This is a genomic window from Bacillus sp. FSL R7-0646 (assembly GCF_037969865.1).
Lineage (GTDB): Bacteria > Bacillota > Bacilli > Bacillales > Bacillaceae > Bacillus > Bacillus licheniformis.
The window spans coordinates 2,803,326-2,828,438 of sequence record NZ_CP150217.1 but is presented as its reverse complement, the minus strand read 5'-3'; the positions used below and the strand labels follow the sequence as shown (position 1 = coordinate 2,828,438).

At 47.6% G+C, this 25,113-nt stretch carries 23 protein-coding genes and 1 other annotated feature; of the genes, 21 read left to right on the top strand and 2 right to left on the bottom strand.

The genetic code is table 11. From position 1 onward, the window contains the following. The first annotated feature begins 188 nt into the window (after positions 1-188). Both lon and yihA read left to right on the top strand, forming a co-directional pair. Complete coding sequence (gene lon / locus MKY62_RS14715; RefSeq protein ID WP_009329308.1) at positions 189-2,513, top strand: endopeptidase La; 2,325 nt, start codon at positions 189-191, stop codon at positions 2,511-2,513. Beyond that, positions 2,510-3,097 (top strand): ribosome biogenesis GTP-binding protein YihA/YsxC, encoded by a 588-nt coding sequence (yihA, locus tag MKY62_RS14710; RefSeq protein WP_003184076.1) that lies wholly within the window; start codon positions 2,510-2,512, stop codon positions 3,095-3,097. Before lon ends, yihA begins: the two co-directional genes overlap by 4 nt. 48 nt (positions 3,098-3,145) lie before the next feature. On the opposite strand, the gene MKY62_RS14705 is transcribed toward yihA, so the two are convergent. Then, on the bottom strand, positions 3,146-3,631 hold the full coding sequence (locus tag MKY62_RS14705; RefSeq protein WP_003184074.1) for a hypothetical protein: 486 nt from the start codon (positions 3,629-3,631) through the stop codon (positions 3,146-3,148). Positions 3,632-3,819: 188 nt separating this feature from the next. Between MKY62_RS14705 and hemA the strand changes: the two genes are divergently transcribed. The 8 genes from hemA (at position 3,820) to ysxE (ending at position 12,734) form a co-directional block, all read left to right on the top strand. Continuing rightward, positions 3,820-5,181 carry a glutamyl-tRNA reductase gene (hemA, locus tag MKY62_RS14700; RefSeq protein ID WP_009329306.1) on the top strand — a complete coding sequence of 454 codons (1,362 nt, stop codon included), beginning with the start codon at positions 3,820-3,822 and terminating at the stop codon, positions 5,179-5,181. Positions 5,182-5,186: 5 nt separating this feature from the next. Further along, complete coding sequence (locus MKY62_RS14695; RefSeq protein WP_011198166.1) at positions 5,187-6,017, top strand: cytochrome c biogenesis protein; 831 nt, start codon at positions 5,187-5,189, stop codon at positions 6,015-6,017. Positions 6,018-6,056: 39 nt separating this feature from the next. Beyond that, positions 6,057-6,998 carry a hydroxymethylbilane synthase gene (hemC, locus tag MKY62_RS14690; protein ID WP_003184068.1) on the top strand — a complete coding sequence of 314 codons (942 nt, stop codon included), beginning with the start codon at positions 6,057-6,059 and terminating at the stop codon, positions 6,996-6,998. Next, complete coding sequence (locus MKY62_RS14685) at positions 6,988-7,779, top strand: uroporphyrinogen-III synthase (RefSeq protein WP_003184065.1); 792 nt, start codon at positions 6,988-6,990, stop codon at positions 7,777-7,779. Before hemC ends, MKY62_RS14685 begins: the two co-directional genes overlap by 11 nt. A gap of 3 nt (positions 7,780-7,782) precedes the next feature. After that, the gene (gene hemB, locus MKY62_RS14680; RefSeq protein ID WP_003184063.1) at positions 7,783-8,757 is read left to right on the top strand and encodes a porphobilinogen synthase; all 975 of its coding nucleotides are present in this window, start codon (positions 7,783-7,785) and stop codon (positions 8,755-8,757) included. A gap of 25 nt (positions 8,758-8,782) precedes the next feature. Then, positions 8,783-10,078 carry a glutamate-1-semialdehyde 2,1-aminomutase gene (gene hemL / locus MKY62_RS14675; protein WP_003184061.1) on the top strand — a complete coding sequence of 432 codons (1,296 nt, stop codon included), beginning with the start codon at positions 8,783-8,785 and terminating at the stop codon, positions 10,076-10,078. Positions 10,079-10,226: 148 nt separating this feature from the next. After that, the gene (locus MKY62_RS14670; protein ID WP_063906779.1) at positions 10,227-11,684 is read left to right on the top strand and encodes a LysM peptidoglycan-binding domain-containing protein; all 1,458 of its coding nucleotides are present in this window, start codon (positions 10,227-10,229) and stop codon (positions 11,682-11,684) included. Between the two features lie 27 nt (positions 11,685-11,711). Continuing rightward, positions 11,712-12,734 carry a spore coat protein YsxE gene (gene ysxE, locus MKY62_RS14665; protein ID WP_003184059.1) on the top strand — a complete coding sequence of 341 codons (1,023 nt, stop codon included), beginning with the start codon at positions 11,712-11,714 and terminating at the stop codon, positions 12,732-12,734. A gap of 19 nt (positions 12,735-12,753) precedes the next feature. Here ysxE and MKY62_RS14660 read toward each other — a convergent pair whose 3' ends face one another. After that, positions 12,754-12,945, bottom strand: a complete 192-nt coding sequence (locus MKY62_RS14660; protein ID WP_003184058.1) for a hypothetical protein — start codon at positions 12,943-12,945, stop codon at positions 12,754-12,756. A gap of 167 nt (positions 12,946-13,112) precedes the next feature. Next, positions 13,113-13,346: a binding site (T-box leader), on the top strand. A 60-nt stretch (positions 13,347-13,406) separates the two neighbouring features. On the opposite strand from MKY62_RS14660, the gene MKY62_RS14655 reads away from it, so the two are divergent. The 11 genes from MKY62_RS14655 (at position 13,407) to minD (ending at position 25,107) form a co-directional block, all read left to right on the top strand. Beyond that, positions 13,407-16,049 (top strand): valine--tRNA ligase, encoded by a 2,643-nt coding sequence (locus tag MKY62_RS14655; protein ID WP_003184055.1) that lies wholly within the window; start codon positions 13,407-13,409, stop codon positions 16,047-16,049. 81 nt (positions 16,050-16,130) lie between these two features. Then, complete coding sequence (locus tag MKY62_RS14650; protein ID WP_009329287.1) at positions 16,131-17,429, top strand: folylpolyglutamate synthase/dihydrofolate synthase family protein; 1,299 nt, start codon at positions 16,131-16,133, stop codon at positions 17,427-17,429. A 112-nt stretch (positions 17,430-17,541) separates the two neighbouring features. Continuing rightward, the gene (locus MKY62_RS14645) at positions 17,542-18,321 is read left to right on the top strand and encodes an A24 family peptidase (protein ID WP_016885544.1); all 780 of its coding nucleotides are present in this window, start codon (positions 17,542-17,544) and stop codon (positions 18,319-18,321) included. A gap of 203 nt (positions 18,322-18,524) precedes the next feature. After that, the gene (locus tag MKY62_RS14640) at positions 18,525-19,556 is read left to right on the top strand and encodes an SPOR domain-containing protein (protein ID WP_003184050.1); all 1,032 of its coding nucleotides are present in this window, start codon (positions 18,525-18,527) and stop codon (positions 19,554-19,556) included. A gap of 153 nt (positions 19,557-19,709) precedes the next feature. Then, positions 19,710-20,282 (top strand): Maf family protein, encoded by a 573-nt coding sequence (locus MKY62_RS14635; protein ID WP_003184048.1) that lies wholly within the window; start codon positions 19,710-19,712, stop codon positions 20,280-20,282. Between the two features lie 54 nt (positions 20,283-20,336). Beyond that, positions 20,337-21,011, top strand: a complete 675-nt coding sequence (radC, locus tag MKY62_RS14630) for a DNA repair protein RadC (RefSeq protein ID WP_003184045.1) — start codon at positions 20,337-20,339, stop codon at positions 21,009-21,011. An 87-nt stretch (positions 21,012-21,098) separates the two neighbouring features. Next, complete coding sequence (locus tag MKY62_RS14625; protein ID WP_003184042.1) at positions 21,099-22,109, top strand: rod shape-determining protein; 1,011 nt, start codon at positions 21,099-21,101, stop codon at positions 22,107-22,109. A 30-nt stretch (positions 22,110-22,139) separates the two neighbouring features. Continuing rightward, positions 22,140-23,048 (top strand): rod shape-determining protein MreC, encoded by a 909-nt coding sequence (mreC, locus tag MKY62_RS14620; protein ID WP_003184040.1) that lies wholly within the window; start codon positions 22,140-22,142, stop codon positions 23,046-23,048. Beyond that, a complete protein-coding gene (mreD, locus tag MKY62_RS14615) occupies positions 23,045-23,563 on the top strand; it encodes a rod shape-determining protein MreD (protein ID WP_003184039.1) in 519 nt (172 codons plus the stop codon). Before mreC ends, mreD begins: the two co-directional genes overlap by 4 nt. A gap of 54 nt (positions 23,564-23,617) precedes the next feature. Next, the gene (gene minC, locus MKY62_RS14610) at positions 23,618-24,298 is read left to right on the top strand and encodes a septum site-determining protein MinC (protein WP_011198163.1); all 681 of its coding nucleotides are present in this window, start codon (positions 23,618-23,620) and stop codon (positions 24,296-24,298) included. A gap of 2 nt (positions 24,299-24,300) precedes the next feature. Then, on the top strand, positions 24,301-25,107 hold the full coding sequence (gene minD / locus MKY62_RS14605; RefSeq protein WP_003184035.1) for a septum site-determining protein MinD: 807 nt from the start codon (positions 24,301-24,303) through the stop codon (positions 25,105-25,107). Positions 25,108-25,113 lie beyond the last annotated feature (6 nt).

Genomic DNA, 25,113 nt, shown 5'->3' with positions numbered 1-25,113 from the left:
CGGGGCGGTTTCTCCGAAGCCGGGAGCCGGCATGTTTTCTTAGCGGAGGACATCTTTTCCTTTTTCAGAACTGAAAGAAAGGGTATACTACAGGAGACCCTTTTTATTTCGCCGGGCTTACAATTGTACAGGAATAAAAAAAGTATATTATAATGGTTCATACTAAAGTTACGGAGGTGTCAGTCAAAATGGCAGATGAAACGAAACGAAACATCCCGCTCCTCCCTTTAAGAGGTTTACTCGTCTATCCGACGATGGTTTTGCACCTTGACGTCGGGCGTGAAAAGTCGGTTCAGGCACTTGAACAGGCGATGATGAATGATCATATGATCTTTTTGGCAACGCAAAAGGACATATCCATAGACGAACCGGATGAAGACGAGATTTTTACATTCGGAACCTATACGAAAATCAAGCAGATGCTCAAGCTGCCGAACGGAACAATCCGCGTTTTGGTGGAGGGGTTGCAGCGCGCCCGCATTCTTGAGTACCATGACTTAGATGAATATACGTCTGTAAAAATCGAGCGAATCGATGAAGAGACTGAAAAAGATGTTGAAGATGAAGCACTCATGCGCACATTGCTTGACCACTTCGATCAATACATAAAGATTTCGAAAAAAATATCGGCGGAAACATTTGCCGCTGTGACAGATATTGAAGAGCCGGGAAGAATGGCCGATATTGTCGCCTCCCACCTCCCGCTCAAGCTGAAAGACAAGCAGGAAGTGCTGGAAACGATCGATGTCAAAGCCAGATTGAACAAAGTAATCGACCTGATTCACAATGAAAAAGAAGTCCTTGAGATTGAAAAGAAGATCGGGCAGCGCGTCAAGCGTTCAATGGAAAGAACACAAAAGGAGTATTACCTGCGCGAGCAGATGAAAGCCATCCAAAAAGAACTTGGCGATAAAGAAGGAAAAACGGGCGAGGTCCAAAAGCTGACCGAAAAAATCGAACAGGCAGGAATGCCTGACAATGTGAAAGAAACCGCGCTTAAAGAGCTGAACCGGTACGAAAAAATTCCGTCCAGCTCAGCTGAAAGCTCTGTCATCCGCAATTATATCGAATGGCTTATTTCTCTCCCATGGAACGATGCAACAGAAGACAGGCTGGATTTAAAGCTCGCCAGTCAAATTCTCGATGAAGAACACCACGGCCTTGAAAAAGTGAAGGAGCGGGTTCTCGAATATTTGGCTGTCCAGAAGCTGACCCGCTCGTTAAAAGGACCGATCTTATGCTTGGCCGGCCCTCCGGGTGTTGGAAAAACCTCTCTGGCGAAATCGATCGCCAAATCGCTCGGACGCAAATTCGTCCGCATTTCCCTTGGCGGCGTGAGGGATGAATCTGAAATCCGCGGTCACCGCCGCACATATGTAGGCGCCATGCCGGGCCGCATCATTCAGGGGATGAAAAAAGCAGGCAAGAACAATCCCGTATTCCTTTTGGACGAGATTGACAAAATGGCGTCGGATTTCAGGGGAGATCCCGCTTCAGCGATGCTGGAAGTGCTCGATCCTGAACAAAACCATACGTTCAGCGACCATTATATTGAAGAGACATTTGACTTATCAAAGGTTTTGTTTATCGCAACCGCGAACAACCTGGCCACAATCCCCGGCCCGCTCAGAGACCGCATGGAGATCATCACGATCGCCGGCTATACGGAAGTGGAAAAGGTCGAAATCGTCAAAGACCATCTGCTTCCAAAACAGCTGAAAGAACACGGTTTGAAAAAATCCAATCTGCAAATACGGGAGCAGGCTGTCCTGGACGTCATTCGCTATTATACGAGGGAAGCCGGCGTCAGAAATCTTGAACGCCAAATCGCAGCGATATGCAGAAAAGCGGCGAAGCTGATCGTATCAGGGGAAAGAAAAAGAATTACGGTCACAGACAAAAACCTTGAAGACTATTTAGGAAAAAGAATGTTCAGGTACGGACAGGCTGAGCTCGACGATCAGATCGGCGTTGTCACAGGTCTTGCCTACACGACGGTCGGCGGTGATACGCTGTCCATCGAAGTGTCTCTTTCCCCCGGGAAAGGCAAGCTCATTTTGACCGGAAAGCTCGGCGATGTCATGAGAGAGTCGGCGCAGGCCGCATTCAGCTATGTCCGTTCAAAGGCGGAAGAGTTGAACATCAGCCCTGATTTTCACGAAAAACACGATATTCACATTCACGTGCCGGAAGGAGCCGTTCCGAAGGACGGCCCATCCGCGGGGATCACAATGGCGACGGCTCTTGTCTCGGCGCTGACGGGCCGACCTGTTTCGCGAAATGTCGGCATGACCGGCGAAATCACGTTAAGAGGCCGCGTTCTTCCGATCGGCGGCTTGAAGGAAAAGGCGCTCGGCGCACACCGTGCCGGCTTAAAGACTGTCATTATGCCGAAAGATAATGAAAAAGACATTGAGGACATTCCAAACAGCGTGCGGGAAGGCTTGACCTTCATTCCCGTCGCTCACCTGGACGAAGTTCTAAAGCATGCGCTAGTAGGAGAAGAGAAATGAAAGTAACGAAATCAGAGATTGTCATCAGTGCGGTGAAACCCGAGCAGTACCCTGAAGGGGGACTGCCGGAAATCGCCCTTGCAGGGAGATCTAATGTCGGAAAATCGTCATTCATCAATACAATGATCAACCGTAAAAACTTAGCGAGGACATCTTCAAAACCGGGCAAAACACAGACATTAAACTTTTATATCATTAACGATGTCCTTCACTTTGTCGATGTGCCCGGCTACGGATTTGCAAAAGTCTCCAAAACGGAGCGCGAGGCTTGGGGCCGTATGATAGAGACGTATTTGACATCCCGCGAAGAACTGAAAGCGGTCGTTCAAATCGTCGACCTCAGGCATGCTCCTTCACAGGATGATGTGATGATGTACGACTTTTTAAAGCATTATGAAATTCCTGTGATCGTGATTGCGACAAAAGCGGATAAAATCCCTAAAGGCAAATGGGAAAAGCATGCCAAAGTCGTCAAAGAGACGCTTAATATAGAAAAAGAAGACCGGCTCATATTGTTTTCCTCCGAAACGAAAAAGGGTAAACAAGAAGCATGGTCGGCGATCGAGCAAATGATCGCGAGATAAAAGAAAAAGCACTTGCGGGATTGATGCAAGTGCTTTTTCTTGAATAAACTATTTTCTTTTTAAGAATAATAAGAGCAGACTAACCGCGATAAAAGCGGCCGGCCAATAAGCTTCTACATATGCCGTCTCGATATTCACCGACTTCAGCCAGGCGGCAATTTGCCGGAAAAAGTAAAGATAGAGGGCGACCGCGATCATCAGCAGACTTTCATATTGATATTCTTTTGTCTTAAACGATTTGACAAGCAGCGCCGCACCGAAGATCAGCACGATGACCGCAAAATCATCCGCGCGGCTGAAATAGTCCTCTTTAAATGTGAAATAAACGCCGATCGCTGTCATTAAGAGCCCTGCAAAGGAATGGGCGGAATCGGCTTCCTTCTGTCCCTGATAAAAAAGAGCCAGTCCGACGAGACCTGCAAGTACAGACCATTCTTCCTGGCCGTCAAACAGGCTGATCCGGCCCGACCGCAAAAAGGCGTAGACAGCAACGGCTATCAACAGCAATGGAAGCAAAACAGATTTCTTTTTCAAAGTATCACCTTCTTGATGTAGTGAAAGAAATAGAAACACATTTTCTACTATATCACATCAATTTTTTAAAATCTGTTCACATTTTGGGAAGAGAAAATAGTGAATATATGTTATAATCGTTTTGAATAATAAATTCTATATTATAATCATTCTAATTTAGATAGATGTTGGGGGTGCAAGCAAGAGTTATGCATATACTTGTCGTGGGATTGGATTACAAATCAGCCCCTGTTGATATACGTGAAAAGTTAACCTTTCAGCCGGATGAGCTGGGGCAGGCGATGGCGCAATTGAAAGAAGAAAAAAGCATACTTGAGAACATCATCGTGTCGACATGCAACCGGACAGAGCTGTATGCAGTCGTTGATCAGCTGCACACCGGACGTTATTATATGAAAATGTTTTTGGCGAACTGGTTCGGATTAAGCAAAGAGGACATTTCGCCTTACTTGAAGTTTTATGAAAACGACGGGGCCGTTGAACACCTGTTCCGCGTATCGTGCGGATTGGATTCGATGGTTATTGGAGAAACGCAGATTTTGGGCCAAGTGCGTACAAGTTTTAAGCTGGCTCAGGAAGAGAAGACAATTGGTACCGTTTTCAACTATTTGTTTAAGCAGGCGGTCACGGTCGCAAAGCGCTGCCATGCCGAAACGGACATTGCTTCAAATGCTGTATCCGTCAGCTATGCCGCCGTCGAGCTTGCCAGGAAAATCTTCGGCGACCTTTCCGATAAACACGTGCTGATTCTCGGGGCGGGCAAAATGGGTGAGCTTGCGGTTCAAAACCTGCACGGCCACGGAATCGGACAGGTTACGGTGATCAACAGAACATTTTCAAAAGCGAAGGAGCTTGCCGGCCGTTTTTCAGGCGCGGCGAAAAGCTTGAATGAGCTGCAATGCGCTTTGATGGAAGCCGATATTCTCATCAGTTCGACCGGCGCCAGCGGCTATGTCGTCACAAAAGAGATGATCGAACATGTCAATAAGCTTCGCAAAGGCTGTCCGCTTTTTATGGTGGACATTGCCGTGCCGCGGGATCTTGACCCGGCTCTCAGCGAAGTGGAAGGCGTCTTCCTGTACGATATTGACGATCTTGAAGGGATCGTCGAAGAAAATTTGAAGGAACGCCAGGCCGTTGCCGAAGAGGTGGAGCTGATTATTGAAGCTGAGATCGTTTCTTTTAAACAATGGCTGAATACGCTCGGCGTCGTGCCGGTCATCTCGGCTCTCAGGGAAAAAGCCTTGACGATCCAGGCGGAAACGATGCAGAGCATCGAACGGAAGCTCCCTCATTTGAGCACAAGGGAGAAAAAACTTTTAAACAAGCATACGAAAAGCATTATCAACCAGCTTTTGCGCGACCCGATTTTAAAAGTGAAGGAGTTTGCGTCAGAAGCTGATGCCGAAGAAAAGCTTGCACTGTTCACGCAGATTTTTGATATTGAAGAAGCGGCTTTTCCTGACGGTGAGAGACAAGACGAACGTCAGCCGGTTCATGCGTTTAAGCGGCAAAATCCGCAGGGTTTGACTTCTATCGCGAGCGAGTGACAGACATGACAGACACATTGTTAGCAAGGCTTAACGAAGTTACAATCGTGTTGTACGCGTTCACCGTTCTCTTTTATTTTATAGACTTTTTACAGCACAACCGGAAGGCGGGAAAAGCGGCCTTCTGGTTGCTTTCTATTGTCTGGATTCTCCAGACGGTATACCTTTTTTATTTCATGCAGTACACAGATCAGTTTCCTGTTTTGAATAATGCGCAGGGGCTTTATTTTTACGCGTGGGTGCTCGTCACGCTGTCTCTCGTTTTGACGAAGCTTTTGAAAGTGGAATTTCTCGTTTTTTTCACCAATCTCATCGGCTTCTCAATGGCGGCGATCCACACATTTACTCCAACGGCTCAGCAGTCGGCGGAGCTTTCGGGCAGGCTCGTGTCCGAGCTCTTGATCATCCACATTACAATGGCGATTCTTTCGTATGGAGCATTTTCATTGTCCTTTGTCTTTTCCGTGCTGTATCTTTTTCAGTATCGCTTATTGAAAAAGAAGAAGTGGGGGAAATGGCTCTTGAGAATCGAAGATTTGTCAAAACTTGATCATATGGCTTATGTCCTCAATATCATCGGCGTTCCCATGCTTCTGCTGAGCCTGATTCTGGGGATTATCTGGTCGTATGTATCGCTTGAAACCCTGTATTGGGCCGATCCGAAAGTGCTCGGATCGATCGTGCTGCTTTTTTTATACGGATACTATTTATTTATCAGGATTGTCAAAGAGCTGCAGGGAAGGATCGCGGCCATGTGGAATGCCGCGTCTTTTCTTGTTCTTTTAATCAATTTCTTTTTGCTCGGCAGCTTTTCGCAGTTTCATTGGTTTAGTTAGTTAAAACGGTTGCCCGTGACGGATTGGGAGGAAGAAAACATGAGAAACATCATTGTAGGCTCAAGAAGAAGCAAATTGGCGATGACCCAGACAAAATGGGTGATCAAAAAGCTGGAGGAATTAAATCCGGATTTCACGTTTGAAATAAAAGAAATCGTTACAAAAGGCGACCGGATTTTGGATGTTACGCTGTCAAAGGTCGGCGGGAAAGGCCTGTTCGTCAAAGAAATCGAACAGGCGATGCTTTCCGGGGAGATTGACATGGCCGTTCACAGCATGAAGGACATGCCGTCGGCGCTTCCTGAAGGGCTGATGGTCGGCTGCATTCCAAAACGGGAAGACCCCAGGGACGTTCTCATTTCAAAAGGCCGTCAAAAGCTGGCTGACTTGAAACAAGGCGCAGTTGTCGGAACGAGCAGCCTCAGAAGAAGCGCACAGCTTTTGCAAATGCGCCCCGACCTTGAGATCAAGTGGATCAGGGGAAATATCGATACAAGGCTGAAAAAACTTGAAACCGAAGATTACGACGCGATTATTTTAGCTGCGGCCGGCCTGTCAAGAATGGGGTGGAAGGACGATGTCGTCACTGAATTTCTTGATCCGGAAAGCTGCCTTCCCGCCGTTGGGCAAGGCGCTTTGGCGATCGAGTGCAGAGGCTCTGATGAGGAGCTGCTGTCTCTCTTTTCGCGCCTGAACGACCGCTACACACAGCTGACCGTCACGGCTGAGCGCGCTTTTCTTCATGCGATGGAAGGCGGCTGCCAAGTGCCGATCGCAGGATTTGCAAAGATGGACGAAGACGGCGTCATCGAACTGACCGGTCTGGTGGCATCGCCTGACGGAAAAACCGTATACAGAGAAACCGTAAAAGGAAAAGATCCGGGGGCTGTCGGCAGAGAATGCGCGGCGGTCATGTCGGAAAAAGGAGCGAAGGCACTGATTGACCGGGTGAAACAGGAGCTGGAAGATCATGAAGCATGATCTTCCTCTACAGGGAAAGAAAGTGCTCGTCACCCGCAATAAAGCGCAAGCCCAATCCTTTAGGGAAAAGGTGGAGGCTTTGGGCGGAGAAGCTGTTTTAACGTCATTGATTTCGTTTCGGCCCGCCCTTCCGCCAGAGGCGGCCCAGCGCTTTCAAGCGGATCTTGAAAGCGCGGACTGGCTTGTTTTTACAAGCGTGAACGGGGCAAAATTCTTTTTTTCTTATTTAAAGGACGCCGGGGCCAGTGCTCCTCTCGCGTCCGAGGCGAAGGTTGCTGCAGTCGGTGAAAAAACAGCCCGGTATTTGCGCGACAGGGGTCTTTCTGTCGATCTGATGCCGGAGTTATACGTGGCTGAACATTTGGCGGAGGCACTTAAGCAAAATGCCGGACGTCATGACAAAGTGGTCGTTTTAAAAGGGAATTTATCCCGGGACGTCATCAAGAAAACCCTCTCTCCTCTCGGAATTCAAGTTTCGGAATGGATTTTGTATGAAACCGTGCGTGATGAAAGGGGAATTCTGGACCTGAAGGAAGCAGCAAAGCACGCGTCTTTTGATTTTGTGACGTTTACCAGTTCTTCGACGGTACATACATTCATGTCCATTCTGAAAGAGGAGAGCTTAGCGTGGGCCGAAAAGAACCGGACGGCTTTTATTACGATCGGGCCTTTGACAAAGAAGGCGCTGTCGGACTACGGAATTCCATCATATATGCCGGACGTCTATACAATCGACGGAATGCTGCGCGAAATGTGCCGCATTTCAAGAAAGGGAGAATGACTAATGGAAGCATCATTTCAAAGACACCGCCGCCTGCGGACGACAGCAGGTATGCGGAAATTAGTAAGGGAAACCGAGTTAAGAGCATCTGATTTCATTTATCCGATATTTGTTACCGAGGAAGAGAACGTCAAAAGCGAAGTTCCTTCTATGCCGGGCGTGTACCAGCTGTCTTTGGACCGTTTGAAAGAGGAGATGGAGGAAGTCGCAAGCCTCGGCATTCAATCTGTGATCGTCTTCGGCGTGCCTGAGCACAAAGATGATGTGGGAAGCGGAGCCTATCACGATCACGGCATCGTCCAAAAAGCGATTGCACAAATTAAACAGGACTTTCCTGAACTTGTCGTTATCGCCGATACGTGCCTATGCGAGTACACGGACCACGGTCACTGCGGCCTGGTGGAAAACGGTGAAATTTTAAATGACGAATCGCTTGTTCTTTTGGCAAAAACCGCTGTCAGCCAAGCCCGTGCAGGCGCTGACATTATTGCGCCGTCAAACATGATGGACGGTTTCGTTGCCGCTATCAGGGAAGCGCTTGATCAGGAAGGATTTACAAATGTGCCGATCATGTCGTACGCTGTAAAATATGCGAGCGCTTTTTACGGACCGTTCCGCGATGCTGCGGGAAGCAGTCCGCAGTTTGGCGACCGCAAGACGTACCAAATGGATTATGCCAACCGCAGGGAAGCTCTCCGGGAGGCAAAATCCGATGTGGAAGAAGGCGCCGATTTTCTGATCGTCAAGCCGACGCTTTCATATCTTGATATCGTCAGAGAAGTGAAGAACGAATTTAACCTGCCTGTTGTCGGATACAATGTGAGCGGGGAGTATGCTATGGTCAAAGCCGCCGCCCAAAACGGATGGATTGAAGAAAAAGCTCTTGTTCTCGAAATGCTGACAAGCATGAAGCGGGCTGGCGCCGATTTGATCATTACGTACTTTGCAAAAGACGCGGCAAAATGGATTTCGGAATAAGAATTTGAACTGGGGGTTTTAGAGGATGCGGAGCTATGAGAAGTCTAAAGCGGCATTCGAAGAGGCGCAACGAGTCATGCCGGGCGGGGTGAACAGCCCGGTCAGAGCCTTTAAATCAGTCAACATGGACCCGATTTTTATGGGGCGGGGAAAAGGATCAAAAATCTATGATATTGACGGAAACGAATACATCGATTATGTCCTGTCATGGGGACCGCTTATTTTGGGCCACAGCAATGAAAAAGTGGTGAAAGAGATTCAAAAGGCGGCAGAACACGGGACAAGCTTCGGTGCGCCGACAGAACTGGAAACCGAGCTTGCCGAGCTTGTCATCGACCGCGTTCCTTCCATAGAAATCGTCCGGATGGTGAGCTCCGGTACGGAGGCGACGATGAGCGCCTTGCGGCTGGCGCGCGGATACACAGGCCGTAACAAAATCGTAAAATTTGAAGGCTGCTACCATGGACACGGTGATTCCCTGCTGATTAAAGCGGGCTCGGGAGTAGCGACACTCGGCCTCCCTGACAGCCCCGGAGTTCCGGAAAGCATTGCAAAAAACACGATTACCGTTCCTTACAATGATCTGGAAAGCATGAAACTTGTCTTTCAAGAATTCGGAGATGACATTGCAGGCGTCATCGTTGAACCTGTCGCTGGCAATATGGGCGTCGTACCGCCGGTTAAAGGGTTCCTCGAAGGGCTTCGCGAGCTGACTGAGACGCATGGCGCCCTGCTGATATTTGATGAAGTGATGACAGGATTCAGGGTGGATTACAACTGTGCCCAAGGCTATTTCGGGGTGACGCCTGATTTGACATGCCTCGGAAAAGTGATCGGCGGCGGTCTTCCTGTCGGCGCTTATGGAGGAAAGGCGGAAATCATGGAGAAGATCGCGCCGAGCGGTCCGATCTATCAGGCCGGGACGCTGTCCGGCAACCCGCTTGCCATGACAGCCGGACTTGAAACGTTGAAACAGCTGACCCCTGAATCCTACCGGGAATTCTCCCGCAAAGCTGACCGCTTGGAAAAAGGAATTTCTGAAGCTGCAGAGAAAAATGGCATTCCGTGTACATTCAACAGGGCGGGGTCTATGATCGGCTTTTTCTTCACAAATGGACCGGTCATCAATTATGATACAGCGAAACAGTCTGACCTCGGACTGTTTGCCGAATATTATAAAGGAATGGCCGATGAAGGCGTGTTTCTGCCGCCTTCACAGTTTGAAGGGCTGTTCTTGTCAACCGCTCATACGGATGACGACATTGAGCATACGATTAAAGCTGCTGAACGCGTATTCGAAAGAATCAGCCGCTCCAGATAAAGAAAAGGGCTGCCGGACATTGCCGGCGGCTCTTTTTTGCATGGTGCCGAAAACGGCTGCTGATTTTTCTGTTCATATTCTGCCTGCTTTTCACATACATCTTTACTGACATCTAATTTTAAAAATTAGGTGAAGGGAGGATATCAGTTTGCCGCAAAACAATCGTTTGCAATTTTCTGTAGAAGAGTCAATCTGTTTTCAAAAAGGACAGGAAGTATCCGAATTATTATCGATTTCATTGGATCCTGACATTACTGTTCAGGAAGTAAATGATTATGTATCCATACGAGGGTCATTAGAGCTGACAGGCGAATACAACATAGATCAAACCCGGGAGTATGCAGAGCTGCCTGCGACAAGCCGATTTGTAGAAGATGTAAAGCTGAAAGGGGACGGCAGCGCAGAGCTGACGCATTGTTTCCCAGTGGATATCACCATCCCGAAAGACAAAGTCAATCATTTAAACGACGTATTTGTTTTTATTGACGCTTTCGATTATCAGCTGACAGATGCGAGGATGCTGACGATTCAGGCTGATTTGGCGATTGAAGGCCTCTTGAATGTGAGCGGTGAAGCGGGTGAAGAAGAACCGCGCACTATGCCTGCGGCCGTCCATCCGGAAGAGGAGCTCGAACCTGCCTACAGATCACCTTCAAACGACGAAGATCAGGGTGAAGAGAAAGAATATTTGATCCAGCTTGACAGACCTTACGAAGAGCAGGACGAAGAACAGGCGGAAGAACATGATACCGGTGAGGAAACGGTTCCGATTTACCAGTCGTTTCTCGGAAACGACACAGAGGAAGCTAAACCGTTTTTTACAGCGTCTTTGTCGGCGGCAGAGCGTACGAAGCGCGAAATAGAAAATCAAAAAGAAGCCTCTCTTGAACAGCCGGAAGAAGAATATAAGCTGAAAAGAGAGAAAGTGGAAGAGGAACCGGAAGAATATGAGCTGAAAAGAGAGAAAGTGGAAGAGGAACCGGAAGAATATGAGCTGAAAAGAGAGAAAGTGGAAGAGGAACCGGAAGAATATAAGCTGAAAAGAGAGAAAGTGGAAGAGGAACCGGAAGAATATGAGCTGAAAAGAGAAGAAGCGGAAGAAGAGCCGGAGCTGTCGCACAGCTCTTATCAACCTCACGAGGAACTGAAAGAGAACCCGTTCTACAGTGTTCCTCCTCTTCTGAAGGAAGACCAGAATGACAGGGAGCCTGAGGCTTTTGAGGTTGAGGTGACACAGGAAGCAGAAGCGATTGATGAAGAAGAGGAAGCCGGGCATACGATTGAAATCCCGGAATATTCGTTTCATGAGCAGACGGAGCCCGAAGAAGAAAGAGATGAAATGCAGGCAGCGGATGAACAGGAAGTGTCAGCAAAGGAAAACGACAACGCACTCTATTTGACAAAGCTGTTTACAAAGCAGGGAGAGGAGGAGTTTACTCGAATGAGGATGTGCATCGTTCAGCAAAATGATACGATTGATCTTCTGTGCGAGCGCTATGATATTAACGTCCAGCAGCTCATCCGGATGAATTCCCTTTCCCTTGACGAGGAATTAAAAGAGGGACAGATCCTTTATATACCGGATTATCAAAACAGCCATGCCTAATGCATTGATAAAAATGTGGTGAAGCCGATGGAAGGCATCCAGTCTGTTTTAAATGAGTACGGTCTTACGCCTGAATATATGGAGTCCGTCAGTTCAAAGGTGTGGAAAGTGTATACGGATCACGGTGTATTTGCTCTGAAAAAATTGGCGGCTTCAAGAAACACCCGCTTCACGGAACAGATGATCATGCTGGAGGAAAAAGGCTACAGGCAGTTCGTTCCTGTCTATCGAAACCGCACAGGCGAATTTTTAACGCAAGCCGGAGAAGATGTCTGCTATCTCATGCCCTGGCTTACTCTTGAAAGGGAGGAAGAGCGGGATCAAAAACACGAATATATGTTTAAAGAAATCGCTCTTCTTCACCAGCGGACGGAAAAAGAGCTCGGCGTGAGGCGGGAAGAAATACTCGGACACTATGAACGGACAAAACGGAAATGGGAACAGCAAAAACAGAAATATGAAGCATTCATCATGAAAGCGGAAAACGAATGGTATATGTCCCCGTTCCAGCTTCAGGCGGCCATGTATTTCAAAGAGACGATATCAGCTGCCGACTTTGCGATCGCCCGCCTTGAAGATTGGCATGAAGCCATGAGAGAAAAAGAGTCTGCCAGAATGGTCTTAAACCACGGGCACCTGTCCGTTCGGCATTTTCTCTATAACGATACCGGAACGGGTTACTTTACGAACTTTGAGAAAGCGGGACATGCGCCGCCTGCAAATGATCTCATCGTATTTTTTACTAGAATGTTTAAGACGAACCCCGTTATGTGCACGGAATGTGTAAACTGGTTTTATACGTATCACAATGTCTATCCTTTGCGGGAGGAAGAAATCAGCTTATTCCTCAGCTATATGGCTTACCCGGGGCCTGTATTCGGCGTACTGAACCGCTACGAACATGAGAAGGGGCTCGGGGAAAAAGAAGCCTGTACAAGGCTTTTAAAGGCGTACTGGCAAATGAAAAACGCTGAGCCGCTTGTGATGAGCATTCACGAGACGGAAGAAAACAGAAAACTGCAGGAAGAAACAGAGTCCCCATCATCATGATGCGGACTTTTTTTCGTGCTTAAATCCAGTCAAGGTGAAAGGCGCACGCAAGGAATATGAGAATGCCCAAAAGGAGGACATCAAATGTGGTAGGAAAGATGATCGTGCGGATGCCCTGGAATATCGTAATCGGGAGGACGACTTGAACAGCAACAAGCCTGACTTGCTTCAGCCACGGCTGGAATGAATATGTGTTGAATTTTTTTCGCATCTTATGCCTCCTCTCCTTTTCGTTACAGCATCATATGAGGAAAAGGAGCTTGTGTGCATGGCCCAATCTCGTATAAAACAACAGAAAAACGGAAAAGATGATTGACGAAAATGAAAAAGATTTAGTAATATAAGAAAAAGAAAAAGTACGTGCTGAAAAGTCAATGATCACCCGCTTTGAATGGGAAGAGTACAAAAACAGACGCTTGCAGAGAGGGAAGCCGGTTCGCTGAAAGGCTCCCAGTCAGTCTTTTTTGGAAGGTCGCCCAGGAGCGCAATTTCTCGAACAAAAAAGTAGAGAAATTCGGGAAAGTCCCGTTATCCCATTTAAGTGCGTGAATGCGTTTTTTTTGCATTCATGAAAAAAGGTGGTACCGCGAGAGAGTTCTCTTCGTCCTTTTAACAGGATCAAGAGGACTCTTTTTTATTGTTCAGCCGTTTAATACTGTTGGAGGTTTGAAAATGGATAATCAAGAACTGACGATGCCGACAAAATACGATCCGTCTGCAGTTGAAAAAGACCGATACGACTATTGGGTGAACGGCAAATTTTTCGAAGCGAAAAACGATCCAGAAAAAGAACCGTACACCGTTGTCATTCCCCCGCCGAATGTGACGGGTAAGCTGCACTTGGGGCATGCTTGGGATTCCACCTTGCAGGATATCGTGACAAGAATGAAACGGATGCAGGGCTATGACGTGCTCTGGCTGCCGGGTATGGACCACGCCGGTATTGCAACCCAGGCAAAAGTAGAAGCGAAGCTTCGTGAAGAAGGAAAAACGCGCTATGATCTCGGACGCGAAAAATTCCTTGAAGAAACATGGAATTGGAAAGAGGAATATGCCGATTTTATTCGCAGCCAGTGGGCAAAGCTCGGTCTCGGCCTCGATTATTCTAGGGAGCGGTTCACCCTCGATGAGGGGCTTTCTAAAGCGGTGCGCGAAGTATTTGTAAAGCTTTATGAAAAAGGGCTGATTTACCGCGGAGAATATATCATTAACTGGGATCCGGCAACCAAAACGGCTTTGTCAGACATCGAAGTCATCTATAAAGACGTACAAGGTGCGTTCTATCATATGCGATATCCGCTGAAAGACGGTTCAGGCTCGATTGAAATTGCGACGACCCGTCCGGAAACAATGCTCGGCGATACAGCGGTTGCGGTGCATCCGGAAGACGAGCGGTACAAACACCTAATCGGAAAAACGGTCATTCTGCCGATCACGGGCAGAGAAATCCCGATTGTCGGAGACGACTATGTCGATATGGAATTCGGTTCAGGCGCCGTCAAAATTACGCCTGCCCATGATCCGAACGACTTTGAAATCGGAAACCGCCACAACCTTGAACGCATTCTCGTCATGAATGAAGACGGCACGATGAATGACAATGCCCTTCAATATAAAGGCATGGACCGTTTTGAATGCCGCAAGCAGATCGTGAAAGATCTTCAGGAAGAGGGCGTGCTGTTCAAGATTGAAGAACATACGCATTCGGTCGGCCACAGCGAACGAAGCGGAGCAGTCGTTGAGCCGTATTTGTCAACACAGTGGTTCGTGCAAATGCAGCCGCTTGCCGACGCCGCCATCGAATTGCAAAAAAGCGAAGGCAAAGTCAACTTCGTCCCTGACCGTTTTGAAAAAACGTATCTGCACTGGATGGAAAATATCCGCGACTGGTGCATTTCCCGCCAGCTCTGGTGGGGCCATCGGATTCCGGCATGGTACCATAAAGAAACCGGTGAAATCTATGTCGGCGTTGAAGCGCCGGAAGATGCAGAAAACTGGGAGCAGGACAAAGACGTTCTTGATACATGGTTCAGTTCCGCTCTTTGGCCGTTTTCAACGATGGGCTGGCCTGATATCGATGAGGAAGATTTCAAGCGCTACTATCCGACGAACGTCCTTGTCACAGGCTACGATATTATTTTCTTCTGGGTATCGAGAATGATCTTCCAAGGTATCGAATTTACCGGAGAACGTCCGTTTAAAGATGTCTTGATCCACGGGCTCATCCGCGACGACCAGGGCCGCAAAATGAGCAAATCGCTCGGAAACGGCGTCGATCCGATGGATGTAATCGACAAGTACGGAGCGGATTCGCTGCGCTACTTCCTTGCAACAGGAAGCTCTCCGGGTCAGGATTTACGCTTCAGCTTTGAAAAAGTAGAGTCAACATGGAATTTTGCGAACAAGATTTGGAACGCATCAAGGTTCGCTCTGATGAACATGGACGGCATGACATACGAAGAGCTTGACCTGTCAGGGGAAAAATCCGTTGCCGATAAGTGGATTTTAACAAGGTTGAATGAAACGATTGAAACCGTGACACAGCTGGCCGACAAGTACGAATTCGGCGAGGTTGGCCGCCATCTCTACAATTTTATCTGGGATGATTTCTGTGACTGGTACATCGAAATGGCTAAACTTCCGCTTTACGGCGAAGATGAAGCGGCGAAGAAGACAACCCGCTCCATTTTAGCGTATGTGCTGGATCAAACGATGCGCCTCCTGCATCCGTTTATGCCGTTCCTGACGGAAGAGATTTGGCAGCATCTTCCTCACGAAGGGGAATCCATTACAGTCGCCAAATGGCCTGAGGCCGTCAAAGAATATACGGACACCGAGGCCGCGGCGGATATGAAGCTTCTCGTTGAAGTCATCCGCGCCGTACGGAACATCCGCAGCGAAGTTAACACGCCGCTCAGCAAGCAGATTGAACTTTATATTAAAACGAGCACGCCGGAAATCGCTGAACGACTTGAAGAAAACCGTTTGTACGTAGAACGCTTTACGAATCCGAGCCTTCTTCAGATCGGAACGGATATTCAAGCGGTCGATAAAGCGATGACCGCTGTCGTATCTGGCGCCGAGCTGATCTTGCCGCTCGAAGGTCTGATTAACATTGACGAAGAAATCAGCCGCCTTCAAAAAGAACTCGATAAGCTGACGAAGGAAGTTGAACGGGTTCAGAAGAAATTAAGCAATGAAGGATTTATGAAAAAAGCACCTGCACATGTCATTGAAGAAGAGCGGGCGAAAGAAGCCGATTATACGGCGAAGCGTGAAGCTGTAGAAAAAAGAATCGCCGAATTGAAAAACTGATAACACGAAAAAGGAGGTGTTTTCCAGGTCTTTCTAAAGCTGCTGGAAAACACCTTCATCAATTGAAGGGAAGGAATGCGCTTGTTCAAAACGTTTGATGAAGCACTCAGCTGGATTAACGGAAGGCTTAAATTCGGCGTGAAGCCGGGTTTGGAACGAATGGAATGGCTGCTGAGAAAGCTCGGGCACCCCGAGAAAAAGCTCAATGCGGTTCATGTCGCCGGAACAAACGGAAAAGGTTCAACGATCGCTTTTCTCCGTTCGGTATTAAATGAAGCCGGTTATACAGCAGGCACCTTCACATCACCGTATATCATCACCTTTAACGAACGGATCAGCGTTGACGGCGCCCCGATCTCAGATGAAGAATGGACGGCGCTCTTTAATGAGGTCGGGCCTCTTGTCCTTGAGCTTGAAAAAACCGAATTCGGAGCCGCCACAGAATTTGAAATTATTACGGCATGCGCATTTTTATATTTTGCTAAATACAGGCGGACAGATTTTGTTATTTTTGAAACGGGCTTAGGCGGCCGTTTGGATTCGACAAACGTCGTGAAGCCGATGTTAACGGTCATCACTTCGATCGGCCATGACCATACGGCGATATTAGGCGGTACATTGAAAGAGATTGCCGCGGAAAAGGCAGGGATCATCAAACGCGGCGTTCCTGTTATCACAGCCGTTCATCAGCATGAAGCGGCTGAGGTGATAAAGCGAAAGGCGATGGAGACAGAATCTGCTTTTATATCCCTTCACGAGGATTGCCAGCTGTACGGGGAGCTTTCATTGCCTGAGGGAGAGCAGTTTTCGTTGAAAACACCGTTACATCATTATGAAGGAATTGAAACAAGCCTGATCGGCACCCATCAGCGGCAAAACGCGTCTTTGGCCATACTTGCGGCCGAATGGCTGACAGCCGAAAAACATGCGGCGATCGGCGAAAAAGAGCTGAAACGCGGCATTCGTAACGCGGGATGGCCCGGCCGGTTTGAGAAGGTATTGAACAAGCCTCTTGTTTATATCGACGGCGCTCATAACAAAGAAGGGATGGAGCGGCTGGCCGAGACGATCTCCTCCCACTTCGCCGGGCGGAATATTCACGTATGCTTCAGCGCTCTTAAAGATAAGCCGTACAGAGACATGATCCGCAAAATCGAGTCGTTTGCGTCATCGATTCACTTCACATCCTTTGATTTCCCGAGGGCGGAATCCGCTCAAAAGCTGTTTGAGCAAAGTACCGCTGATTATAAAACATTTGATGAAGACATCGCCTCTGTTTTCCGGTATATCGAAGAAAAAGCTGAAGAGGAAAAAGCGGTGGTCGTTATCACCGGGTCGCTTTATTTTATTTCCGCCGTCAGGGCAGCTTTAACTGAATAAAACATAAAAATGCGCTTTTGGCCACCGGCTGACGGCGCATTTTTATGTTTTAGGAAAAGCGGAGGCGCTTCATATTTGCTAAAATAACAGCCGCTAGGCAGCAGCTTTTTTCATGAAATTTGATTCTGCGAGGTTGATAACGATGTTCATCTTTTACCTTTTTACGGCAGGTTTAGTGCTCGGCTCTTTTTTTAATTCGGCCGGGCGCCGCATTTCTGAAAAGATATCATTGATTGCTCCGCGTTCCCTCTGCCGCGTCTGCAAAAGGCAGCTGGGCTTCTCGGAGCTGATACCGGTTTTGTCCTATTTGATGCAGCGGGGGAGGTGCAAAGGATGTCAAACCCCGCTCTCGATCGTGTATCCGGCAGTTGAGCTCTCCGCCGCCATCCTGTTTGCGTTTGCCGGCATGCACGTTGGGCATGAGGGGGAGCTGGTGATTGTGCTTGCTCTTATATCTCTGCTTTTGATCGTCTTTGTATCTGATGTGACACACATGATCATTCCGGATGCTGTTCTTTGTTTTTTCCTGCCTGTCTTTGCCGTCGGACGATTCCTTGTTCCTCTGGAACAGTGGCACTCAAGTTTGAGCGGTGCGATGGCCGGCGGTATGCTGCCCCTCTTGACGCTGCTTTTGACGAAAGGGGGGATCGGCTGGGGAGACGTAAAGCTGTTTGCGGTAATCGGCATGGCGCTCGGCAGCCGCCTCCTCGTTCTCGCTTTTTTCCTCTCGGCAGCCGCAGGAACGGTGCTTGGTCTTATTGCACTCCTGGCAGGCAAACTGAAGAAAAATGAACCAATGCCGTTTGCTCCCGCGATTCTGGCCGGGACGCTGACGAGCTGCTTCTATGGCGAACCAATGATCGAGTGGTACCTTCAAACGGCATGGTGGTGAAAAATTTGACGAAACCTTTTTGGGCAAGACGACAAAAGTCTTGTTCTTTTTTTTTGAGGCTGTGATAAAGTGTGGACATTAAGAGGGACAGCCTTTAGGAGAACTCCTCCTTCCTTCTGGCTTCCCTCTGCCGAGCGTATAGAGAGCGGCCAAGCTGCCGCCTAAATCAATATAAAACAATTAACAGAAAGCGAGGGAAGCATATGAAAAAACGGAAAAGCAAGAAAAACTCAGCTAAAAAAGCGCCCGAACAAGACCCGCTTAAAGTGATGATCAACGGCAGAGAAGAGACTATCTACGGAAATGAAAAAGAGTTTTCCAACAGAAATGAAGAAAAGAAGTTTACCTTTTCGAACTGGGAAGAAAAGAGAAAGGCAGAACGGGAAATATCGGCTTCAAAAGAGGACGGCACACATGAAACAGGTGAATTTACATGGACGCCACCGGACGAAGAAGAAACCGTCTACAAAGACGATCCTAAAGTGGTGGCGCCTTATCAAAAGAAAAACGAGCCCAAAAACAACCGCAAAACGAAAACGTCTCTTACGTATCCTGTGAAGCGATTTGCCGCGACCATCGTCTTTGCTGTTTTGCTCGGGACGGGACTTGGTCTGTTTGCGCTGAATCTCGCAACGCATAAAGAAGGAGTGCCGGCTTCCGGCAGTCTTGGGGCGGATGCTGAAAACGGCCAGACCGTTAAAGCCGGTGACTCCGGTGCCGAGGAGAAAAAGAGCGGAGAAAAAAATAGCGGACAAGCGGGAGAATCTTTTAACAGCTTCGCCGTTCAGGCCGGAAAGTTTTCGTCTAAAGAAGGAGCGGATACGCTGGCCTCTCAAATCGCAGACAAGGGGTATGCCGCCGTGTCGATTGCCAAGGACGACGGGTTTTATGTAATCGCCGGAATAACGGGAGAAAAGCAGATGACATCTGAACTTGGCAAAATATTAATCGAAAACGATTTTGAAGCGTGGGGCGGAAAAGAGCTTCCGGTTGCAATCGAGTCCGGTTTGCTGGAGCCTTTTAAAGAAGCGGCTGAGCTGTCGGCAAAAGCGATTCTCGGCGCGGAGGTTACATCTCAAAACATAGCCGATGTCAAAGCTCAACTTGACGGGGCCCAATCAAAAGGATCTGAAGAGGTAAAGAAGAGCATACTGGAAGCCGTCAACCTTCTGGAGAAACCGACCGCAGCCAACGGCTGGAAGAGCCAGCAGCTATTGCTGGGCCAAATTAAATAAATAGAAAACCAGCAGACGTGCTGGTTTTTTTATTTTCGCGATTTTTGTCATTAAAAAGTTATTTTTCTGAAATTGTGGCGGCGGCGTTCTTTTGGTAGGATAAAACAGGTATCTTTTTTTCCTATGCAAAAACCTTTGAAAGGATGGCTTCTTATGACCCGACAGCTCATATTGGCTTCACAATCACCCCGCAGAAAGGAACTCCTCGATCTCCTGCAGATTCCGTACAGCATCGTTACGAGCAATGCGGAAGAAAAATTAATTCGAAACTTTTCACCAGCAGAAAACGTCAAATGGTTGGCGGAACAAAAAGTGCGTGCAGTAGCCGAACAATATCCTGATGCCGTCGTGCTTGGCGCCGACACCATTGTTTATTATGACGGAGCTTATTTGGGCAAGCCCAAAGATGCCGAAGATGCAGAACGGATGCTGAGCATGCTTTCGGGACAGACCCATTCAGTGCTCACCGGCGTCTGCATTAAGGACGGCGAAAGATGCGAAACATTTTTTGAGGAAACCGAAGTCTCTTTTTGGCCTCTTGAAGAAAAGGAAATCAGCGCTTACATCGCTACGGGAGAACCGTTTGATAAAGCCGGTTCATACGGAATACAAGGAAAAGGCGCGCTTTTTGTCAAACAGATAAAAGGAGACTATTATACAGTTGTGGGCCTTCCGATTTCCAAAACGATGAGAATGCTGAAAACGTTTGATCTCCACTCCTTTTGATGTACCGAACGAGAAGGGAATCAAAAGGGAGGGTTTATCATAAGCGATCTGCCATTGAAATTAAAAGATTTTCCTGATGAAGAAAGGCCAAGGGAGCGCCTTCTCAACACAGGCGCCGAAAGTTTGTCAAACCATGAACTGCTTGCGATACTGCTCAGAACCGGTACGAAAAAAGAATCGGTTCTTCAGCTTTCAAGCCGGCTGCTTCAAACGTTTGACGGCCTCCGTTTGTTAAAAGAAGCATCCGCCGAGGAGCTTTCAAGCATTTCCGGGATCGGCCGCGCAAAAGCCGTGCAGATTTTGGCGGCCCTTGAGCTTGGCCGGCGCATTCACAGTCTGGCTTGCAAAGACCGTTATGTGATTCGTTTTCCCGAAGATGCGGCCAATTTTTTAATGGGGGATATGCGCTTTCTCTCTCAGGAGCACTTCGTATGTGTGTATCTGAACACGAAAAACCAGGTGATCCACAAGCGCACGGTTTTTATAGGGAGCCTGAACTCTTCAATCGTCCATCCGAGGGAAGTGTTTAAAGAAGCTTTAAAGCGCTCCGCAGCTTCATTCATCTGCGTCCACAATCATCCGTCCGGAGATCCGGCTCCAAGCCGCGAAGACATAGAAGTTACACAGCGCCTTCACGAGTCCGGACAGCTGCTCGGAATCGAATTGCTCGATCATATCATCATCGGTGATCAAAAATTTGTGAGCTTAAAAGAAAAAGGATATTTGTAACACTTTTTTTTTCATTAAATTAAGCTATAATAGAATTTATGGGTTTTTGCTTAGGAATATTGTTTTAAGAAAGGAAGATACATACAAATGTTTGGAATTGGTGCGAGAGACCTTGGAATAGATTTAGGAACGGCGAATACGCTTGTTTTTGTGAAAGGTAAAGGAATTGTCGTCAGGGAGCCTTCTGTCGTTGCACTGCAAACAGACACAAAGCAGATTGTCGCAGTCGGAAATGATGCGAAAAACATGATCGGACGTACGCCCGGCAATGTCGTTGCCCTCCGCCCGATGAAGGATGGCGTAATCGCTGATTATGAAACAACAGCGACAATGATGAAGCATTATATTAGCAAAGCAGTTAAAAACAAAGGCTTATTTGCGAGAAAGCCGTATGTCATGGTCTGTGTCCCGTCGGGAATTACGGCTGTCGAGCAGCGTGCGGTTATCGACGCCACGCGCCAGGCCGGAGCGAGAGATGCATATCCGATTGAAGAACCGTTTGCAGCGGCGATCGGTGCAAACCTTCCTGTTTGGGAGCCGACTGGAAGCATGGTGGTCGACATCGGAGGCGGAACGACCGAAGTCGCGATTATTTCCCTCGGCGGCATCGTCACATCCCAGTCTATCCGCGTTGCCGGAGATGAAATGGATGAAGCAATCATTACTTATATTAGAAAAACATATAACTTGATGATCGGTGACCGGACTGCAGAAGCGATCAAACTTGAAATCGGTTCTGCCGAAGCTTCTGAAAACGGAGAAAGCATGGAGATCCGCGGCCGCGATCTTTTAACAGGCCTGCCGAAAACGATTGAAATCACTGAAAAAGAAATTACAGCGGCTCTTCGCGACACTGTGACCGCCATTGTCGATGCCGTAAAAAATACGCTTGAAAAAACTCCGCCTGAACTCGCGGCTGATATTATGGACCGCGGAATCGTCCTTACGGGAGGCGGCGCACTGCTGCGCCACCTGGACAAAGTCATCAGCGAAGAAACGAAAATGCCGGTTTTAATTGCGGAAGACCCTCTTGACTGTGTAGCGATCGGAACAGGCAAAGCTCTCGAGCAAATTCATCTATTTAAAGGCAAAAATTAAGGACACAGGGAATAGAAGAGGTGTATAATCATGCCGCAGTTTTTTACAAATAAACGGTTGATGCTTTTACTCCTTTGTATCATCATTTTAGTGGCAATGATTGGATTTTCGTTAAAGAATGACCGGAATGCAACTTGGCCCGAAAAATTTATTGGCGATACAACTGGTGTATTCCAGACGATTTTTCATACGCCCGCTCAATTTTTTGCGGGCTTCTTTGAAAATATCGAAGACTTAAAAAATACGTACAGCGAAAATGAGCGCCTGCGGAAAAAGCTCGACGGCCAGACACAATACGAGGCAAAGCTGCAGGAGCTTGAAAATGAAAATAAGTCTTTAAGAAAAGAGCTCGGCCATCTGAAATCAATTAAAGACTACACGCCGATTCTGGCGACCGTTATCGCCAGAAATCCCGATAAGTATGAGTGGTGGAACCTGATTACGATCAACAAAGGTTCAAAGCACGGCGTTGAGAAGGATATGGCGGTAACAGATGAAAACGGCAACTTGATCGGAAAAATCAAAAGCACAAAAGTGAACAATTTCACTTCCACCGTCCAGCTTTTAAGCGCAACAGACAGAAACAACAGAATCTCCACAGTTATCGCTGCAGATAAAGGCAAGAAAACGGTGAACGGAATCATCAACGGCTACGACTCAGATAAAAAGGCGCTTTCCATGGAAATCATCGAGCCTGATGAAGACAGGGAAGTGAAAAAAGGTGACCTCGTCGAAACTTCCGGTGCGGGCGGCGTTTTTCCTAAAGGCCTGACAATCGGAAAAGTGACAGAGGTTGAACCAGATTCCTACGGTTTGACGAAAATCGCTTATGTAGAGCCGGCAGCCGATATGTATAACCTTGATAACGTCATCGTCGTCGACAGAACGCTTGATACGGTGGATGTCGACAAGATGGACGATGAGGAGGAAGGGTCGTGAAACGCTTCCTTCTTCCCGTCGTCATGATGTTTGTTTTAGTATCTGACAGCGTCTATGCGGATTTTGTCAACTTGCCTTTTGTGACGGAAGAACAGCAGCTCATCCCGCGTTTTCTGCTGCTTGTCTTAGTTTTTATGACGGCTTATGTCAATCAGCCTTTTGCCATTACATATGGATTTATTTTCGGACTGTTATATGATATTAATTACACCGACCTTTTAGGTGTATATATGTTTGGTTTTGCCGGTATTTGCTATTTATCGTCAAAAGCGTTCAAAGTATTGCAGACAAACGCGCTGGTCGTCATTTTTATTTCGCTGCTCGCCGTCTGTGTTCTTGAATTTTACCAATATGGCGTGCAGATGCTGATACGTCCGGAAATTATGCCGTTCCATCAATTTGTGCTCGGCAGGCTCCTGCCCACGCTTGCGCTGAACGCCGTTGGCGGCCTTCTGCTCATTTACCCGTTCAAATGGTTTTTTACCAGTCTTAAGAAAGAGCTGAGGAATGAGTAAAAAGAGGATTTTATGAGCCGATGTCGAAAAGAGTATGATGTTGAGGTGAACACCGTGAAGACCCAAAAGCAGCAATACGTAACAATTAAAGGAACGAAAAATGGATTGACGCTTCATCTTGATGACACATGCTCTTTTGAAGAATTATTGTACGGTCTTCAGGATATGCTGTCACTCGAACATTATATGGATGGAAAAGGCCAGAAAATCAATGTTCTCGTTAAGCTCGGCCACCGCTATGTGACCGAGGAGCAAGAACAGATCCTGACCGATGTGATCACTGAGAAACAAAATCTGTTCATCCACTCCATTGAAAGTGAAGTCATGACCAAAGATGAAGCAAACCGCTTAAAAGCGGAAAGCGAAATTATTTCTGTCGCTAAGATTGTCCGTTCCGGGCAAGTCCTTGAAACGGAGGGTGATTTGCTTCTCATTGGGGATGTGAATCCGGGAGGAATGGTGAAAGCCGGAGGGAATATTTTCATCCTCGGCTCATTAAGAGGGATTGCCCACGCCGGTTTTAATGGAAATAAACGAGCTGTTATTGCGGCTTCGGATATGAGACCGACTCAATTGCGTATCAATCATGTGCTCAATCGCTCCCCAGACAACATCCAAGAAGGGAACGACATGGAATGTGCTTATTTAGATGAAAATGAGAATATGGTCATTGACCGCCTTCAGCAATTAGCTCATTTAAGACCTAGTTTAACAAGGCTTGAGGGAGGAATGTAAAATTGGGTGAAGCTATCGTAATAACCTCGGGGAAAGGCGGAGTAGGCAAAACGACGACGTCCGCAAATCTTGGCACCGCCTTGGCCATTTTGGGGAAACGGGTATGTCTCGTTGACACGGATATCGGCCTGCGCAATCTTGATGTTGTCATGGGCCTTGAAAATAGAATCATATATGATTTGGTGGATGTCGTTGAGGAACGATGCAAAATCCATCAGGCGCTTGTGAAAGATAAGCGCTTTGATGATTTGCTTTATTTGCTGCCGGCCGCTCAGACAAGCGATAAGTCGGCTGTTTTGCCCGAGCAGATGGTCAAGCTGATCCAGCAGCTCAAACAAGACTTCGACTACATTGTCATTGACTGCCCTGCAGGGATTGAGCAAGGTTATAAAAATGCGGTCTCGGGCGCAGACAAGGCGATTGTCGTGACAACACCGGAAATCTCCGCTGTTCGTGACGCTGACCGGATCATCGGCCTGCTTGAAAAGGAAGAAAATATTGAGCCGCCGAGACTTGTCGTCAACCGGATCCGCAACCACTTAATGAAAAACGGCGATACGCTGGATGTTGATGAAGTCATTCAGCACTTGTCGATCGAACTGATCGGTATTGTTGCGGATGATGATGAAGTGATTAAAGCTTCCAATAACGGGGAGCCTGTCGTCATGGACCCGAATAATAAAGCTTCAATCGCATACCGGAACATCGCCCGCCGCGTGCTGGGCGAATCTGTGCCTTTACAGTCGTTTGAAGAAGAAAATAAAGGCGTTTTCGCAAAGATTAAATCATTTTTCGGCGTACGCGCTTAACTGCAA